This is a genomic window from Paramylibacter kogurei (genome assembly GCF_002742285.1).
Lineage (GTDB): Bacteria > Pseudomonadota > Alphaproteobacteria > Rhodobacterales > Rhodobacteraceae > Amylibacter > Amylibacter kogurei.
In genome coordinates, this window is sequence record NZ_MDGM01000015.1 from 51,022 (window position 1) to 67,116 (window position 16,095).

At 49.9% G+C, this 16,095-nt stretch carries 16 protein-coding genes and 1 riboswitch; of the genes, 13 read left to right on the forward strand and 3 right to left on the reverse strand.

Annotated features, from left to right (window positions below; genetic code table 11):
• The first annotated feature begins 9 nt into the window (after nucleotides 1–9).
• Nucleotides 10–227: riboswitch (cobalamin riboswitch) on the forward strand.
• A gap of 112 nt (nucleotides 228–339) precedes the next feature.
• From BFP76_RS14255 to BFP76_RS14265, 3 genes are all read left to right on the forward strand, one after another.
• Nucleotides 340–987 (forward strand): HupE/UreJ family protein, encoded by a 648-nt coding sequence (locus tag BFP76_RS14255; protein ID WP_099594631.1) that lies wholly within the window; start codon nucleotides 340–342, stop codon nucleotides 985–987.
• 68 nt (nucleotides 988–1,055) lie between these two features.
• Nucleotides 1,056–2,129, forward strand: coding sequence for a cobalamin biosynthesis protein CobW (cobW, locus tag BFP76_RS14260; protein WP_099594632.1), 1,074 nt, complete (start codon nucleotides 1,056–1,058; stop codon nucleotides 2,127–2,129).
• On the forward strand, nucleotides 2,126–2,590 hold the full coding sequence (locus BFP76_RS14265; RefSeq protein WP_099594633.1) for a GNAT family N-acetyltransferase: 465 nt from the start codon (nucleotides 2,126–2,128) through the stop codon (nucleotides 2,588–2,590). Before cobW ends, BFP76_RS14265 begins: the two co-directional genes overlap by 4 nt.
• A gap of 4 nt (nucleotides 2,591–2,594) precedes the next feature.
• On the opposite strand, the gene BFP76_RS14270 is transcribed toward BFP76_RS14265, so the two are convergent.
• On the reverse strand, nucleotides 2,595–2,798 hold the full coding sequence (locus BFP76_RS14270; RefSeq protein ID WP_099594634.1) for a hypothetical protein: 204 nt from the start codon (nucleotides 2,796–2,798) through the stop codon (nucleotides 2,595–2,597).
• Nucleotides 2,799–2,877: 79 nt separating this feature from the next.
• Between BFP76_RS14270 and cobN the strand changes: the two genes are divergently transcribed.
• From cobN to BFP76_RS14295, 5 genes are read left to right on the forward strand one after another with little or no spacing between them, the layout of a single operon-like run.
• Nucleotides 2,878–6,570, forward strand: a complete 3,693-nt coding sequence (gene cobN, locus BFP76_RS14275) for a cobaltochelatase subunit CobN (protein WP_099594635.1) — start codon at nucleotides 2,878–2,880, stop codon at nucleotides 6,568–6,570.
• Nucleotides 6,567–6,959, forward strand: coding sequence for a GFA family protein (locus BFP76_RS14280; protein WP_240514075.1), 393 nt, complete (start codon nucleotides 6,567–6,569; stop codon nucleotides 6,957–6,959). The genes cobN and BFP76_RS14280 overlap by 4 nt, the downstream gene beginning before the upstream one ends.
• 10 nt (nucleotides 6,960–6,969) lie before the next feature.
• Nucleotides 6,970–7,578 carry a cob(I)yrinic acid a,c-diamide adenosyltransferase gene (cobO, locus tag BFP76_RS14285; RefSeq protein WP_099594637.1) on the forward strand — a complete coding sequence of 203 codons (609 nt, stop codon included), beginning with the start codon at nucleotides 6,970–6,972 and terminating at the stop codon, nucleotides 7,576–7,578.
• Nucleotides 7,575–7,841: a DUF5665 domain-containing protein gene (locus BFP76_RS14290; protein WP_099594638.1), complete on the forward strand. Its 267-nt coding sequence runs from the start codon at nucleotides 7,575–7,577 to the stop codon at nucleotides 7,839–7,841. Before cobO ends, BFP76_RS14290 begins: the two co-directional genes overlap by 4 nt.
• A 3-nt stretch (nucleotides 7,842–7,844) precedes the next feature.
• Nucleotides 7,845–8,378, forward strand: a complete 534-nt coding sequence (locus BFP76_RS14295; protein ID WP_099594639.1) for an NADPH-dependent FMN reductase — start codon at nucleotides 7,845–7,847, stop codon at nucleotides 8,376–8,378.
• Nucleotide 8,379: 1 nt separating this feature from the next.
• Here the strand turns inward: BFP76_RS14295 and BFP76_RS14300 are convergent, their stop codons facing one another.
• The gene (locus BFP76_RS14300) at nucleotides 8,380–9,480 is read right to left on the reverse strand and encodes an NAD(P)/FAD-dependent oxidoreductase (RefSeq protein WP_240514076.1); all 1,101 of its coding nucleotides are present in this window, start codon (nucleotides 9,478–9,480) and stop codon (nucleotides 8,380–8,382) included.
• 137 nt (nucleotides 9,481–9,617) lie between these two features.
• On the opposite strand from BFP76_RS14300, the gene BFP76_RS14305 reads away from it, so the two are divergent.
• Nucleotides 9,618–10,493 (forward strand): DMT family transporter, encoded by an 876-nt coding sequence (locus BFP76_RS14305; protein ID WP_099594640.1) that lies wholly within the window; start codon nucleotides 9,618–9,620, stop codon nucleotides 10,491–10,493.
• Here the strand turns inward: BFP76_RS14305 and BFP76_RS14310 are convergent.
• A complete protein-coding gene (locus BFP76_RS14310) occupies nucleotides 10,490–12,445 on the reverse strand; it encodes a lytic transglycosylase domain-containing protein (protein ID WP_165775733.1) in 1,956 nt (651 codons plus the stop codon). The genes BFP76_RS14305 and BFP76_RS14310 overlap by 4 nt on opposite strands.
• 148 nt (nucleotides 12,446–12,593) lie before the next feature.
• On the opposite strand from BFP76_RS14310, the gene dapA reads away from it, so the two are divergent.
• The 4 genes from dapA to BFP76_RS14330 all read left to right on the forward strand — a co-directional run bounded on the left by dapA (nucleotide 12,594) and on the right by BFP76_RS14330 (nucleotide 16,093).
• Complete coding sequence (gene dapA, locus BFP76_RS14315) at nucleotides 12,594–13,466, forward strand: 4-hydroxy-tetrahydrodipicolinate synthase (protein ID WP_099594642.1); 873 nt, start codon at nucleotides 12,594–12,596, stop codon at nucleotides 13,464–13,466.
• A gap of 73 nt (nucleotides 13,467–13,539) precedes the next feature.
• Nucleotides 13,540–14,022, forward strand: a complete 483-nt coding sequence (gene smpB / locus BFP76_RS14320) for an SsrA-binding protein SmpB (RefSeq protein WP_099594643.1) — start codon at nucleotides 13,540–13,542, stop codon at nucleotides 14,020–14,022.
• 49 nt (nucleotides 14,023–14,071) lie between these two features.
• The gene (sseA, locus tag BFP76_RS14325; RefSeq protein WP_099594644.1) at nucleotides 14,072–14,896 is read left to right on the forward strand and encodes a 3-mercaptopyruvate sulfurtransferase; all 825 of its coding nucleotides are present in this window, start codon (nucleotides 14,072–14,074) and stop codon (nucleotides 14,894–14,896) included.
• Between the two features lie 12 nt (nucleotides 14,897–14,908).
• Nucleotides 14,909–16,093 carry an amino acid aminotransferase gene (locus BFP76_RS14330; protein ID WP_099594645.1) on the forward strand — a complete coding sequence of 395 codons (1,185 nt, stop codon included), beginning with the start codon at nucleotides 14,909–14,911 and terminating at the stop codon, nucleotides 16,091–16,093.
• Nucleotides 16,094–16,095 lie beyond the last annotated feature (2 nt).

Below are 16,095 nucleotides of genomic sequence, written 5' to 3' on the forward strand. Positions count from 1 at the left end.
CCTAACAGCGCAAAGATAGGGCTGCATGGTTCCCCATAAGGATGCGAAGCGTCCGGGGATGAAATGGGAATATGGTACGGGAATACCCATCAGGGGCCCAAATCCATGACCGCCCCCGCGACTGTATGCGGAGAGTGTTGTCAATCACGCCACTGGCCTCGGCTGGGAAGGCAAGACAGCATGATCGATCCGCAAGTCAGGAGACCAGCCAAGCAACGATGCAGTCGCATCGGCCACAACAACGGACGGGGTGTTCCGTGATGGTTTCGTTTCGCAAAATGTGGAACAACATCGCAACCGAACTCCCCCAAAACACGAAAGATATTTGGGGATTCCATTATGAAAAAATTATTCGCGACACTTGGCGCAGTACTTGCAGCAGGTCCAGCATTGGCGCACCACCCATTGAATGGTGCACCGATGGAAACATTTGCGCATGGCGTATTTTCAGGGATCGGTCACCCTGTGTTGGGTTTTGACCACCTGTTCTTTATCGCACTTGTCGGTATCGCAGCGATTTACACAGGGCGTGCAATGCTAGCGCCCGCGGGCTTTATCGGTGGTATGTTGATCGGCACAATCATGATGTCTGCGGGCATTGCATTGCCAGCCGTTGAAACCATGATTGTAGGCAGCTTGCTTGTACTTGGTTATATTGTTGCATCTGGTCGCGCATTGGCGCTGACACCTGCATTGGCGCTATTTGCAATTGCTGGGTTGTTTCACGGCTCTGCATTTGGCGGTACGATCGCCGAACAAGAGGCGTCCATTGGTGGCGGTGTGATGATCGGTTACCTGCTGGGTCTTGGTGTTACGCAATACTTGATCGCATTGGGCGCTGGCTGGGTTGCCAAAAATCTTTGGAATGCCACCGAAGCGACAGCAATGCCTGCGCGTTTGGCTGGTGCCGTTGTTGGCGGCATGGGCGTGTTGCTGGCAATGGAACAAATCGAAGGGGCTGCGTTTGCCGCTCTTGGCTTGGGCTAATCCCAGGCAATGATAACGTTTTTGCGGTCGGGCCATGCTCGACCGTTTCCATTTTTACAGGATAAAACATGGCTCAAAAAATACCAGCAACCGTTGTCACCGGTTTTCTTGGCGCGGGTAAAACTACGCTTATCCGTCACATGTTGCAAAATGCACAGGGCAAGCGCATCGCGTTGATCATCAATGAATTTGGTGATCTGGGCGTTGATGGCGATATCCTGAAGGGATGTGGCGATGAAACATGTACCGAAGATGACATCATGGAGCTGTCCAATGGATGCATCTGTTGCACGGTTGCGGATGATTTCATTCCCACAATGGAAAAGTTACTGGCACGCGAAAATAAACCCGATCATATCGTGATCGAAACATCTGGTTTGGCATTGCCACAACCATTAGTGCGCGCATTCAACTGGCCCGAAATTTCAACCAAGGTCACCGTTGATGGCGTTGTCACCGTGGTCGATGGTAAGGCCGTGACCGAAGGGCGTTTTGCACATAACGTGGCGGCGGTGGATGCGCAGCGCAAATTGGACGAAAACCTTGATCACGAAACGCCGTTGTCCGAATTATTCGAAGATCAAATCGCCTGTGCCGATATGATTGTGGTGAACAAATCTGATTTGTTGAATGACTCTGAAACAGCCGCACTTGTTTCAAATCTGAAGTCTGAATCTCGCAAAGGCGTACAAGTGGTTAAGGCTAGCATGGGGGCACTTCCTGTTGATGTATTGCTGGGACAGGGTATCGGTGCCGAGGGTGATTTGGATGCCCGCCACGAAGTACATCACCACCATCATGATCACGACGACGACCATCACGATGATGATCACCATCATCACCACGATCACGACCATGACGAATTCGAAAGCTTTGTTGTTGAGCTGGGAGAAATCGCTGATCCAACGGCATTTGCACAACAGGTTGCCGACATAATCCGCACTCATGATATTTTGCGCCTAAAAGGTTTCGCCGCTGTTCAGGGCAAACCGATGCGTTTGACATTGCAAGCGGTTGGGCCGCGTGTGGATACGTATTTTGATCGCCCCTTTGGTGCGGATGAAACACGCAGCACACGATTGGTTGTGATTGGCCAAGCTGGATTGAAACAATCCGAAATCATTGCAGCGCTATCCGCATGATATCAATTGAAACAGGGGATCCCCATCACCCACAGGCAACCGCATTGTTGCGCGCCAGCCATGCGTTGATGGAATCCCTGTTTCCTGCGGAATCCAACCATTATCTTTCAATTGATGCGCTTTGCGTTCCTGACATTCGTTTTATGGTTGCCAAAAACAATGATCAAATTGTCGGTTGTGGCGCGATTGCGAACAAGGGAGATTACGGCGAAATAAAATCCATGTTCGTTTCAGAATCCGCACGTGGATTGGGCGTGGCCAAAATGTTGATGGATGCCTTAGAAAAACAAGCGCAACAGCAGGGTCTTTCGATCATGCGGCTTGAAACGGGTAATCTGTTACACGCCGCACATCGTTTGTACGAATCTTGTGGTTATACCTATATCGGGCCTTTTGGGGATTACCCCGATGATCCAAACAGCCTGTTTATGCAAAAGGTTTTATCAACGGATGATGCTTAGATCTCTATGCAAATCCTTTTTGGAATTCTTGCGCATGGCGAGGTTTCCACAAATTGCCCGCTCGTTTGGTTTCGGGCAATGGACGCCCACGCGGGAGCGCAATGAAATGTTTGGTTTTACCGCCACGCGGTCCAACCTCTTGGAAAATGATTGCGCTGCTTGGGCAAATTTCACCTGGCTGCATCGCGTTGCTAATATCAATTGGCATTTTTTGTCTCTTACTGTCGTTGGTATCAGAATAAATTCTGCACCCCCAGATTTAACACAAACTTAACAGGTAAAATTTAATGCATTTATTAGCCGCAACCGCTGGCAGCATTGATGATGGTTCAGAACCATTTGACCTTGGGCAAACCCCTGGCGATATCGTGTTTATTTCTGCGGCCGATACGGAATTGGCGGCACTATCCGAAGCGCGTGCGCAAATGGACACTGCACCTGAAATGCGATTGGCCAGCTTGATGCATTTGCAACATCCGATGTCAGTTGATTTACACATCGATGATTGCGCGTCAAAATCTAAATTGGTGATCGCGCGGTGCTTGGGTGGGCGCGGATATTGGAAATACGGTCTGGAACAATATGCAGCACGTTTAGGTGCGGCTGGTATTGCTTTTGCAGCTCTTCCGGGCGACGATAAACCAGATGACGAGCTTTGGGAATTATCCACGGTTTCGCGCGATGATTGGAATGCGCTTTGGGCGTATATGGTTGAGGGCGGGCCGGAGAATGCGGCCAATTTTATCAACTATGCTCAATCGATGTTGGATGGCTCTGAAAAACCAGCGACGGCCAGCCCATTGCTACGCGCGGGGGTTTATTGGCCGGGTGCGGGAATATCGGATATCGCCACCGCTCGGGATGCATGGGATAAAAATTCCCCAGTTGTACCGATCATATTTTATCGCGCATTGGTACAGGGCGCAGGGCTTCACCCGATAAATCGCATGGTGAAATCATTGCTGCGCCGTGGATTGAACCCGTTGCCGATTTTTGTGGCATCCCTAAAAGATCCCGTATCGGTTGCGACACTCGAACATTTGTTCGAAGCGGCGAAACCTTCGGTCATTATCAACTGCACAAGCTTTGCGGTTGGATCACCACACCAAGGCGATGAAAGCGCACAAAATCCGTTAACGATGTCCGCTGCAAATAATGCACCAATCTTTCAGGCTGTATTATCCGCAAGTGCGGAAGTGGCATGGGAAGAAAACCTTAATGGATTATCCGCTCGTGATATCGCCATGAACGTCGCCTTGCCAGAGGTTGACGGGCGCATCCTATCACGTGCGATATCGTTCAAAGGCGAAGCATTTTTTGATCAAGCAACACAATGTCCCATTGCCAGTTATCGCGCACGCGGTGATCGCGTGGAATTTGTCGCCGATCTGGCCGCACGTTGGGCACGCCTGCGCAACACGCCAACGGTGGATAAAAAGGTCGCGCTGGTCTTGGCGAATTACCCAAACAAAGATGGGCGTTTGGCAAATGGTGTTGGGCTGGATACACCCGCCGCAACCGTACATGTTTTGGATGCGTTGGCAGCGGATGGTATTAACGTCACCGACTTACCCGCCGACAGCGCCAATTTGATGGAACAGATCACATCAGGGCCAACAAACTGGCTGACAGATCGCGCGAACCGAACGGGTGGACAGCGATTATCATTGGCGGATTACGAAACCGCTTTTGCCACGCTGCCATTGGCATTGCGGGATCAAATCAATGATCGTTGGGGCGCACCCGCCGATGATCCATTTGTTGGCGATGATGGTTTTGCACTGTCAATCTTGCAGTTTGGCAATGCCGTTGTCGGAATCCAGCCTGCGCGTGGATATAACATCGACCCCAAGGATACCTATCACGCGCCCGACTTGGTACCGCCACATAACTATCTTGCGTTCTATTTCTGGCTACGGAACCAATTTCAAACCGATGCAATTGTCCATATGGGCAAACACGGCAATTTGGAATGGTTGCCTGGCAAGGCCGTGGCGTTATCCGATGAATGTTGGCCAGAGGCGATATTGGGACCAATCCCGCATCTCTATCCATTTATCGTGAATGATCCGGGCGAAGGAACACAGGCCAAGCGGCGCACAAGTGCGGTGATAATTGATCACCTGACCCCAGCCCTGACGCGTGCGGAAACATACGGACCGCTGCGTGATTTGGAAGCATTAGTCGATGAATATTACGAAGCGGCGGGTGTTGACCCACGCCGTATTGACCATATTCGCAAAGAGATACTATCCCTGACATCGAGCACCGGCATAGGTGACGATGTTGGAATGCACGGCGATGATGAAGAAACCGATCTGGCAAAGCTGGATGAATATCTGTGTGATCTAAAAGAGGCTCAAATCAGGGACGGATTGCATATTTTTGGTCAATCGCCAAAGGGGCGGTTGGAACGAGATTTGGTACAGGCATTGTTGCGCATCCCACGCGGTGATGGCATTGGCGCGGACGCCAGTTTGCAACGCGCATTGGCGGCGGATTTGGGCTTGGATTTCGATCCACTGGATTGCGAAATGTCCAAACCGTGGACAGGTTTGCGCCCCGATGTTTTAGCAAACATCAGCGATGATGCATGGCGATCACATGGTGATACCGTAGAGCGATTGGAACTGCTAGCGTCTGCATTGTTGGATGGTCAGCAACCCGGCGACTGGACACAAACCAATGCTGTTTTGGAATTGGCAAAAAAATCGGTTTTTCCAATCGTGCAATCATGTGGACCAAATGAATTGGACGGGTTATTAACCGGTATTCGCGGTGAATTTGTTCCCCCCGCCCCATCGGGCGCGCCGACGCGCGGACGTTTGGACGTATTACCAACTGGGCGTAACTTTTTCAGCGTGGATAGCCGTGCCGTGCCAACGCCCACCGCGTGGAAATTGGGCTGGAAATCTGCGAACCTATTGATCGAACGCCATTTGCAAGATCAGGGTGATTGGCCACGTGCGATGTTGCTTACCGCTTGGGGCACTGCAAATATGCGCACCGGTGGTGATGACATTGCACAGGCACTTGCGTTGATGGGTGTGAAACCAAAATGGGACAGCGCGAACCGCCGTGTGACGGGTTTTGAAATTATCCCGATCACCGCGCTCGGCCGCCCTCGTGTTGATGTTACATTGCGCGTATCTGGATTTTTCCGCGATGCATTTCCCCAACAAATGGCGCTGGTCGATTCCGCTGCACGCGCTGTGATGGAATTGGATGAACCCGTTGATATGAACCCCGCCGCTGCGCGGTTAAAATCCGAACAAACACCAGAAGCGGCGTTTCGCGTGTTTGGATCAAAACCAGGCGCATATGGCGCTGGGTTACAGGCAATGATTGATGAACGCCTTTGGAGCGATAAGGGTGATTTGGCCGATGCCTATTTGGAATGGGGCGGTTATGCATATGGCGCCAAGGGTGACGGTGTTCGCGCACGTGGTGCGTTGGAAAATAGACTGTCACAGGTTGATGCGGTTGTGCAAAACCAAGACAACCGCGAACATGATATTTTGGACAGCGATGATTATTATCAATTTGAAGGTGGCGCCGCAGCGGCGGTATCCACGCTGCAAGGCGTCGATCGCCCAATTTACCACAACGACCATTCACGCCCCGAACGCCCCGTCATTCGCACGCTAGACGATGAAATCGGGCGTGTGGTGCGCAGCCGCGTTGTAAACCCTAAATGGATCGATGGTGTGAAACGCCACGGATACAAAGGCGCATTTGAAATGGCGGCTACCCTTGATTATTTATTCGCCTTTGCCGCCACAACAGGTGCGGTGAAAAACCATCATTTTGACTTGGTTGAATCTGCATTCATCGCTGATGATGACACCCGTGAATTTATCCGTGATGCCAACCCTGCTGCCCTGCGCGAAATGGCAGAGCGTTTGCAAGAAGCGATTGATCGTGGGCTTTGGATCCCCAAATCCAACAGCGCACGCGCACGGATAGAGGAGTTGTTATGATGAAAGGTCATTGTTTTTGCGGTCAAACGCGTTGGGAGTACAGCGGTGATGAAACTTGGTCATGCTATTGCCATTGTGATGATTGCCGCCGAACATGTGGCGCACCCGTCACCGCATTTATCGGTGTTCCGATTGATCGCTTTCGATGGACGGGAAAATCGCCCAAACGATACCAATCGTCATTTGGTGTGCTTCGTCATTTCTGTGAAACTTGCGGATCACCGATGGCATTTGATGCTGAACATTACCCTGGTGAAATACATCTATATGCTGCCTCACTTGAAAATCCTGCTGATTTCAAACCCTTGTTTCACGTTCACTATGATTCAAAATTACCGTGGTTGCATCTGACGGATGATCTGCCAAAATACCCCCACTCCAAAACCTAAAGGATTAGCGATGTCAGAGGATACCGAACGCCACGCGATGAAAATGGCCAAGAAGAAAGCCGCACGCGATAAAATCATGGCGACCAAAACCGATAAAAAGGGTTTGATCATTGTGCACACGGGCAAGGGCAAGGGGAAATCAACCGCTGCCTTTGGGATGATTTTTCGCCATATCGCACATGGTATGCAATCCGCCGTGGTGCAATTTATCAAGGGTGGCATGTCCACGGGTGAGCGCGATATGATCTTGGATCGTTTTGGCGATATTTGTTCATTCCACACAATGGGCGAAGGGTTCACTTGGGAAACCCAAGATAAAACGCGCGACACCGAAATGGCACAGGCTGCGTGGGAAAAAGCCAAGGAATTGATCCGCGACCCCGCAAATTCCATGGTCTTGCTGGACGAAATTAACATCGCCATTCGTTATGATTATGTCGATATCAACGAAGTGGTTGAATTCTTGGTCGAAGAAAAACCAGAGATGACCCATGTTGTTTTGACGGGGCGTAATGCCAAGGATGAATTGATTGAAATCGCCGATTTGGTCACCGAAATGGAATTGATCAAACATCCGTTTCGATCGGGCGTGAAAGCACAAATTGGGGTTGAATATTGAGCGAAGAATCCGAAAAATCAGAGCTATCACTCCTATTGGAAGAGGTACAAAAACTGAACCGTCACCACTATGTGCGCGCGCATGACAGTTGGTGGGGATTGATTTCGTATCAGGTTGTACGTGGATTGGCCTTTGGTTTGGGTTCCGTTGTTGGTGCAACTGTGCTGGTCTCTGTGATGGTTTACTTGCTGGGCCAACTTGATTTCATCCCAATTCTTGGAAATTGGGCGTCGCAAATTTTGGACATCATACAACAAAGGTAAAATATGAAACTGCTTGGAATATCAGGAAGCCTGCGTAAGGGTTCACTTAATCGCAAATTAATGCACCAGGCAATCCGCCTGTTTGGGGATGCAAAGGTCACTATCGCCGATCTGAATTTGCCGCTGTATGATGGTGATCTTGAAGAAGAACAAGGTATTCCTGACAGCGTGACATTGCTTGCCAATCAAATCGCAGCGGCGGATGCAGTCATAGTTTCATGCCCCGAATACAACCAAGGGATTTCAGGTGTGATGAAAAACGCACTGGATTGGGTAAGCCGCACGGATGGATCACCGTGGGCAAATAAGCCAGTTGCGCTTCTTGCGGCGGCGGCGGGTCGAGCGGGTGGGGCGCGCTCAAATTACGCGCTACGTTTGGCGATGGCACCGTTCAATACCAATTTGCTGCAAGGCCCTGAAATTTTGGTGGCCGGCGCTCATAATGAATTTGATGAAAACGATCAGCTGACCAGCGAGTTTTATACCAAATCGCTAACCAAGTTGATGACGGAACTTCGCGAAATTTCCAAATCTTAACTTATAAATCCAAATGGTGCTGAACGGTGAAATTCGCAGGGATATCACAGGTTGTCCCTGCAATCATATCCGCGATCATCTCTGCTGATTTATGCGCCAGACCAAACCCGATTTTGTAACCGCCAAGCGCAGCATAAACATTGTTACAACCTGGTATGGCACCCAACATCGGAGTACGCTTTCGCGCCTTTGGTCGCAATTCCGCCCATCGTTTTTTGACGATCGCATTTTGCAACACTGGGCAAATACGTTTCGCCGATGCAATCACAAAATCCAACTTTTCATCTGTGCCGGTTGGATTATTCCAATCGGTTTCTGATGTTGACCCCACACCAACCGTGCCATCTTCATGTGGAATAATATAGATGCCTTCTGCATTTATTTGCGGCGCATGACCCAAATCATATTGCAACAATGCACCTTGTCCTTTGACGCCTGATCCCGTTTGCATTTCGAACTTTCGGTCAAGAAATTCAAACCCGCCGACACCAGCGGCCAGTACAATTGCATTTGCACGAATTTCTCCCCACTGCCCCGAAACAATGGAATCTTGAACCGTTTCAACTACACAACCCATGCGTATTTCCACACCCATTTTCATCAGTGCCGCCCGTAAAGACTGGCACGCCAATGCCGGGTAAATACGCGCAGACATTGTATCGTGAACCACGCCAAATGGGGCGGCAGACGGAGCGATTAACGCATGGCTTTGCAACACATCCCAGCGGAATTTTCCTTGCCAAATTTCGGTTGCAGATTTTGCGCGCATTTGCGCCAAACCCAACAGGCGTTCATCTGGAATCGGAAACACCCGCCCGATGCGCCCGTATCCAGATGAAACACCCGAACACGCATCAACGTCGCGCCAAAACGTTTCCGCCGCACATAACGCGTCGAACTGAAACTGTTTTTTCTGATTCCAGTTATCGGGCGTATGCGGCGACATCGCACCAACAATTCCACCACTTGCCCCTGCACCAATCGCATCGGACTTTTCCAATACAACAACCGACATTCCACGTAATGCGCAAACATACGCAGCGCATAGACCGAAAACCCCAGCCCCGACGATTGCCACATCTTTGATTTCATTGCTTGCCAAGGCGTCAAACTTTCCTAAAGTGCGCTTATTGCTTACGGCATCCAAACAAAACCAGCCAGCCCGAAATCGCATTGAATAAATGCGCCTGACAGTTTTGCGCGTCAATGCCGTACACCACCCAAGCGACAGGAAATAAAATGACGCGAAACGATCCAAAGCTCGGCATTTGGTTAATGATTGCCACGACATTCGTATTCGCATTGCAAGATGGTGTTTCACGTCACTTGGCCAGCGAATATAATGTGTTGATGGTTGTCATGGTGCGTTACTGGTTTTTTGCCGCATTTGTCATTTTCATTGCACGCATACAACAAGGCAGTATTCGAAAGGCCGCCAAAACCAGCCAGCCGATATTGCAAATTTTTCGCGGGCTTTTATTGATTACCGAAATCTGTGTGATGATTTTGGGATTTGTCTATCTTGGCCTGATCGAAAGTTATGCGGTATTCGCCGCATATCCTTTATTGATCGCTGCGCTCTCTGGCCCCATTTTGGGTGAAACCGTTGGGTGGCGGCGTTGGGCTGCGATTGGTGTTGGCTTTCTTGGCGTGTTGATAATTTTACAACCAGGTGTTCAGGTATTCAGCCCCCTTGCCTTAATCCCACTGGCCGCCGCGTTGATGTTCGCACTTTACGGATTGCTCACGCGGTTTGCCGCACGCAAAGATACTGCCGCGACCAGCTTTTTCTGGACGGGGGTAAGTGGCACAATCGCGATCACAATGATCGGTGTGTTTTATTGGGAAAACATGACCACACCTGATTGGGCTTGGATGGCGGTTTTATGCGTGTTGGGCGCATTGGGGCATTATCTGTTGATCAAATGTTACGAAGTTTCGGATGCCAGCACTGTACAACCGTTTGCCTATTTCCAATTGGCATTTGGCGCGGTGATCGGATTGTTCATTTTTCACGAAGAATTACGTTTCACAACCGCACTTGGCACAACGATCATCATTTCCGCAGGTTTGTTTACCCTGTGGCGCGAAAATCGTGCCAAGGCGAAACGCTAACCCTTTGCCAAATCCACGCTAAGCGCGACAGGTGTTGAACTTCCTGTCAGGCGTGCGCGGTACACATGCAACGATTCAATCACGCGCATGACATAATTGCGCGTTTCGGTATAGGGAATATGTTCCACCCAATCGACGACATCGACATCTTCATTGCGCGGGTCACCATATTCTTTGATCCATGCATCTGCGCGGTGCGGCCCCGCATTATATCCCGCAAATGCCAAAACATATGACCCGTTGTATTTTTCCAGCAAACCCGCCAAATAATGTGTGCCAAGCGTTGCGTTATATTGCCAGTCTTGACCCAGTTTTTGAGTTGAATAATCAATTCCGATTTCACCCGCGACCAGTTTTGCCGTACCTGGCATAACTTGCATTAAACCACGTGCGCCTGCATGGCTTTGTGCGTATGGGTCAAGCTCGCTTTCACGCCGTGCAATTGACATGGCAACCTCGCCATCAACCTTTGATGTAAAACTCGCTAAATCTGTGACGGGGAAATAGGGGCGTGGCAAAACGATCCCCCGTTTTGCCACCTCTTTTGCGATTCCAATTGCCACGAACGGACGGTCCATTTCCAAGGCCAGATCGGCCAGTTGCGCAGCCTCTGTTGCATCCATGGTTTCGGCCATATGCATGAAAAACTGGCGTAGCCTGTTTTGATGATCAGCATAATGAAAAATCAACCCCGCCTGAAAAGTGGTGCTTTTAACGAACGGCGCGTCGCGCCAATCAGGCACGGTTTCTTTGCCCGATAAACTGTCATCGATTGCACCCCCCAATTTTTCTGCGGCCAACTGACCGTAATAGGATGTTTGATGTTTCGCACCCGCCTCATATGCCACCAATGCGGCGTCATAATCGCCCATTGCCTCATATGCGCGGCCTTTCCAATATCCGGCACGACCCAAGCTGATTGGCGATGCCACGGCGGTTTGAAAATTGTTAAAATGCTGCAACGCCTTTTGTGGGCTGTTCAAAAATCGAAGCGCAAGATACCCTGACAGCCATTCCAAATCCGCATAATCGTCACCTGTGAATACGCCATGATTGCTGGCCAAAACATAGGCCGCGGCATGATCACCTGATCGCATCGCACGGCGCGCAAAACCACGACGACGTGGTGTCCATTCTTCTGCGCGGCCCAGTTTTTTTGGGTCTTTGGATTGTTCTAAAATCATTTGCTGTGCGTCGTCCCAGCGCCCCTTTGCAATCCGCCACAAGAACCGCTCGAATGTAAGCCCTGCATCATTTTGCAATCGTGCTGGTACGGCGGCGATCAGCGTATCAACGTTTTTGTCAACGCGGCGCAAACCGATACGTGCCTTGGCCAGTTTTTGCATGTCAGCACCGACCAGTGGCAACATCGCCGTTGCTTCGTTGGTCCAGCCTTTCCACAAAAGATTTTCCAACCGATCCAAATGTTTGGATTTCAACACGGATGGGTATCGCGATAAAAACGCCTCTTGTTCCTCGCCATTCAACGACAGATCAAGCCAAGCGCGAACAATTTCTCGATGCGCTGCATCATTGTTCTCTTGGGCTGCATATGCCTCTGCTAAACGCAAGGCACCTTTGCCTGTTTGTGGCAATTCTGTTTCGAAGAAGCTTCGGATTTGCGTGGGTGAATCGCGATGGGGAATCGACGCTTCACCTTTGCGCCGCAATAGCTTCAAACCCGGCCAATCACCGTTTCGAGCAACGAAATTTTGATAGTCATCCCAACCACCTTCGCCTGCACGTAATCGCTGCCATTCGACGATATCCTTGGCAACAGGATCATCCATTGATTGACGCAGGGTATCAACCTGTTCCCAATCTTTCTGAGCAGCAGAAATCAGCGCATCGGCCAGCAACTGACCGTTGCGTTCCGTGGTGTCTGCCAGCGCAATCGTGTTGTATGTGCATACAATGGCACACGCCAGAATCGCGAAAACCCTATTTTTCATTGTTTGCCTGCCCTCAAGTCGTGGCAAAATAGACGAAACCTGTGCCAAATCATACCCAGAACTTGGCAATCGCATTTTTGCCCGTTACCTTTGCGCAGTTTCACGCTATTAGGGCGGCGACTCAAATCAACTTTCAGGGAGCACGAAAATGTTCAAAGGTTCTATGCCAGCACTTATCACGCCAATGTCCAATGGGCTTGTGGATGATAAGGCCCTGAAACAATTGGTTGAATGGCATATTGCCGAAGGTACGCATGGGCTGGTTCCTGTGGGCACTACAGGCGAAAGCCCAACATTGAGCCATGACGAACATCAACATGTTATTCGCGTGGTTGTTGAAACCGCCGCAGGGCGTATTCCTGTTATCGCGGGCGCAGGTTCAAATAACACTGCCGAGGCTATCAGCCTTTTGCAATTCGCCAAAGATGTGGGTGCGGATGCTGGATTGGTTGTAACCCCATATTACAACAAGCCAACTCAGGCAGGATTGATCGCGCATTACACGGCGTTAAACGAAGTTGGCCTGCCGATTATCATTTATAATATTCCTGGTCGTTCGGTCATTGACATGGCTCCTGCGACAATGGGTGAGCTGTCGAAATTGCCAAACATCGTTGGCGTCAAAGATGCCACTGGCGATATTGCACGTGTCAGCTTGCAGCGCATGACCTGTGATGCGGATTTCATCCAACTTACGGGCGAAGATGCATCCGCACTTGGCCATGCCGCGCATGGTGGCAAGGGTTGTATTTCTGTAACTGCAAATGTTGCACCGCGTCTTTGTGCAGAATTCCAAGACGCATTGATGGCGGGCAATTTCCCACGCGCATTGGAATTGCAAGATCGCTTGATGCCCCTGCACAATGCTATCTTTATGGAACCTGGTTTGTGTGGCGCAAAATATGGTCTATCGAAACTTGGGCATTGCAATAACGAGGTGCGTTTGCCGATGACGACGGTAAGCGCGAGTACTCAAGACGCAATCGATTCTGCAATGCGTCACGCGGGTTTAATCAACTAAACCCACACCAATAATACCCAAGAGGCAATCTGCCTCTTGGCCTTGGCCGTTGATTGACATATATCCATCCATCATGGCCAAAAAAACGAAACCATCCGACAGCAATAACAAACTGGTCGCCGAAAATCGGCGGGCGCGGTATGATTATGCCATTCAAGATACATTTGAATGTGGTGTCGTTTTGATGGGGTCAGAGGTGAAATCGCTGCGCGAAAATTCAGCCAATATCACCGAAAGCTATGCCGATGTCGAAAACGGCGAATTGTGGTTAATCAACAGTTCCATCGCGCTCTATGCCCAAGCAAAAACATTCGGTCACGAAGAACGCCGTCGGCGAAAATTGCTCGCATCAAAACGCGAGATCGCGCGCATGTTTCAGGCCATCGGGCGCAAGGGCATGACATTGGTTCCGCTCAAACTTTATTTCAACGACAAGGGCCGTGCGAAACTGTTGATCGGCTTGGCCAAGGGTAAGAACCAATCAGATAAACGTGCCACCGAAAAACAACGTGATTGGCAAAAACAAAAATCACGATTGCTACGCGATCACGGCTAACGCTTCCTTTGGTGTTGCGGATTTTTTCACGTGGTCATAGCGTGTGCATATGAAAGTTACAGTATCCACAGATTGGCTTGCCCAACACATTAACGATCCCAAGTTACGCATTTTGGATGCGTCTTGGTATTTACCCACCGAAAACCGTGATGGTCGCACAGAATATGAAGCGCAACATATTGCGGGTGCGCAGTTTTTCGATATTGACGCAATTTCCGATACATCAAGCGATCTGCCACATATGGCGCCGACCGCGGCAGTGTTTGAAACCGCCGTTCGCAACATGGGCATATCCAATGATTCAACAATCATTATTTATGATGGTGCTGGGTTGTTTTCCGCAGCGCGCGTTTGGTGGATGTTTCGGGTGATGGGGCACGATGACGTTTACGTATTGGATGGTGGTCTGCCTGAATGGATCGCCAAAGGATTGCCAACACAATCCACGCCCACCCAACCCGACACTGGAAATTTCAGCGCAAAATTTAATGCGCAAAACATTGTCGATGAAACCCAAGTTTTAAAAACAACCGCACAGGTTATCGATGCGCGCCCACCGGCAAGGTTTCGTGGCGAAACGCCAGAGCCACGCGCAGGATTGCGATCTGGGCATATTCCAAATTCAACAAATGTATTTTTCAAAGCGGTGTTGACCCCAGACAACCACCTGAAATCTGTCGATGATTTGCGCGATGTTTTTCAGGGCGCCAATATTGATCTGACCAAGCCCATCATTACCAGCTGTGGTTCTGGTGTGACTGCGGCAGTTTTGGCATTGGCGCTTGCACGACTAGACGTGACTGAACAAGCACTTTATGACGGGTCTTGGGCGCAATGGGGCGCCGATGAAAACTTACCACTTCAAACAGGTTAACAGGACCTTATCATGCTGACTTCGCTTCACGCACAACCCGAAGATAAAATTCTGGCACTTATGGGCATGTTTCGTGCCGATGATCGCCCAAACAAAATTGACCTTGGCGTTGGTGTTTACAAAAACGCCGAAGGCCAAACGCCAATTATGCACGCTGTTAAAAATGCAGAAAAACAATTGTGGGAACAGGAGCAAACCAAAAGCTATACTGGCCTGATCGGTGATGCGGGTTATCACAAAGCGATGTCAGAAATGGTTTTAGGCGGCGTTGTGGATTCTGATCGTTTGGCATTTGCACATACACCCGGTGGTACAGGCGCCATTCGCCAGATTATGGAACTGGTTAAAATGGCCGATACCGGTGCAACCGTTTGGTTAAGCGATCCAACATGGGCGAACCATCCCAGCATTATCAAGCATATGGGGTTGCCACAAACGACATACACCTATTTCGATAATGAAACCCGTTCCGTGAATTTTGACGGCATGATGGACAGCCTGAAAGGCGTGAAATCAGGCGATGTTGTTTTGCTGCATGGTTGTTGTCACAACCCAACAGGTGCAAACTTGAACAATGAACAATGGGCGCTGGTTGCCGATTTGTTGTTGGAAAAGGGTGCAATTCCATTTGTTGACATCGCCTACCAAGGTTTTGGCGATGGTTTGGAAGAAGACGCATATGGCACGCGCCTGCTTGCGCAAAAATTCCCTGAAATGTTGATCGCGGCAAGCTGTTCAAAAAACTTTGGCATTTATCGTGAACGCGCCGGGATTGTGATCGCAATTTCACCTGACGCAGCCGCAAGCAAAATTACCCAAGCGAACCTAAGCTATCTAAATCGCCAAAACTTTAGCTTTCCACCCGATCATGGTGCACGTCTGGTGACGATGGTTTTAACCGACGATACACTTCGTGCGGAATGGAAGGCCGAATTGGAATCTGTGCGTACTGGCATGTTGAACATTCGCCAAATGCTCGCCGAAGCATTGCGCGCCGAAAGCGGATCAGATCGTTTTGGTTTCTTGGCCGAACATCGAGGCATGTTTTCGCGTGTGGGTGCAACACCTGAACAGGTGCAAAAGCTACGCGAAGATCACGCGATTTATATGGTTGGTGACAGCCGTATGAATATCGCTGGGATCACAGAAAAAACCGTGCCGATTTTGGCCAAGGCCATCATCGAAGTTGGTGTTTAAAT

Excerpts from the sequence above, each read along its gene's own strand:
- BFP76_RS14330 (WP_099594645.1), top strand. The coding sequence starts at position 14,909 with ATGCTGACTTCGCTTCACGCACAACCCGAAGATAAAATTCTGGCACTT.
- BFP76_RS14295 (WP_099594639.1), top strand. The coding sequence starts at position 7,845 with ATGAAACTGCTTGGAATATCAGGAAGCCTGCGTAAGGGTTCACTTAAT.
- dapA (WP_099594642.1), top strand. The coding sequence starts at position 12,594 with ATGTTCAAAGGTTCTATGCCAGCACTTATCACGCCAATGTCCAATGGG.
- BFP76_RS14270 (WP_099594634.1), bottom strand. The coding sequence starts at position 2,798 with ATGCCAATTGATATTAGCAACGCGATGCAGCCAGGTGAAATTTGCCCA.
- BFP76_RS14265 (WP_099594633.1), top strand. The coding sequence starts at position 2,126 with ATGATATCAATTGAAACAGGGGATCCCCATCACCCACAGGCAACCGCA.
- sseA (WP_099594644.1), top strand. The coding sequence starts at position 14,072 with ATGAAAGTTACAGTATCCACAGATTGGCTTGCCCAACACATTAACGAT.
- BFP76_RS14255 (WP_099594631.1), top strand. The coding sequence starts at position 340 with ATGAAAAAATTATTCGCGACACTTGGCGCAGTACTTGCAGCAGGTCCA.
- cobN (WP_099594635.1), top strand. The coding sequence starts at position 2,878 with ATGCATTTATTAGCCGCAACCGCTGGCAGCATTGATGATGGTTCAGAA.
- BFP76_RS14280 (WP_240514075.1), top strand. The coding sequence starts at position 6,567 with ATGATGAAAGGTCATTGTTTTTGCGGTCAAACGCGTTGGGAGTACAGC.
- cobW (WP_099594632.1), top strand. The coding sequence starts at position 1,056 with ATGGCTCAAAAAATACCAGCAACCGTTGTCACCGGTTTTCTTGGCGCG.
- cobO (WP_099594637.1), top strand. The coding sequence starts at position 6,970 with ATGTCAGAGGATACCGAACGCCACGCGATGAAAATGGCCAAGAAGAAA.
- BFP76_RS14305 (WP_099594640.1), top strand. The coding sequence starts at position 9,618 with ATGACGCGAAACGATCCAAAGCTCGGCATTTGGTTAATGATTGCCACG.
- BFP76_RS14310 (WP_165775733.1), bottom strand. The coding sequence starts at position 12,445 with ATGAAAAATAGGGTTTTCGCGATTCTGGCGTGTGCCATTGTATGCACA.
- smpB (WP_099594643.1), top strand. The coding sequence starts at position 13,540 with ATGGCCAAAAAAACGAAACCATCCGACAGCAATAACAAACTGGTCGCC.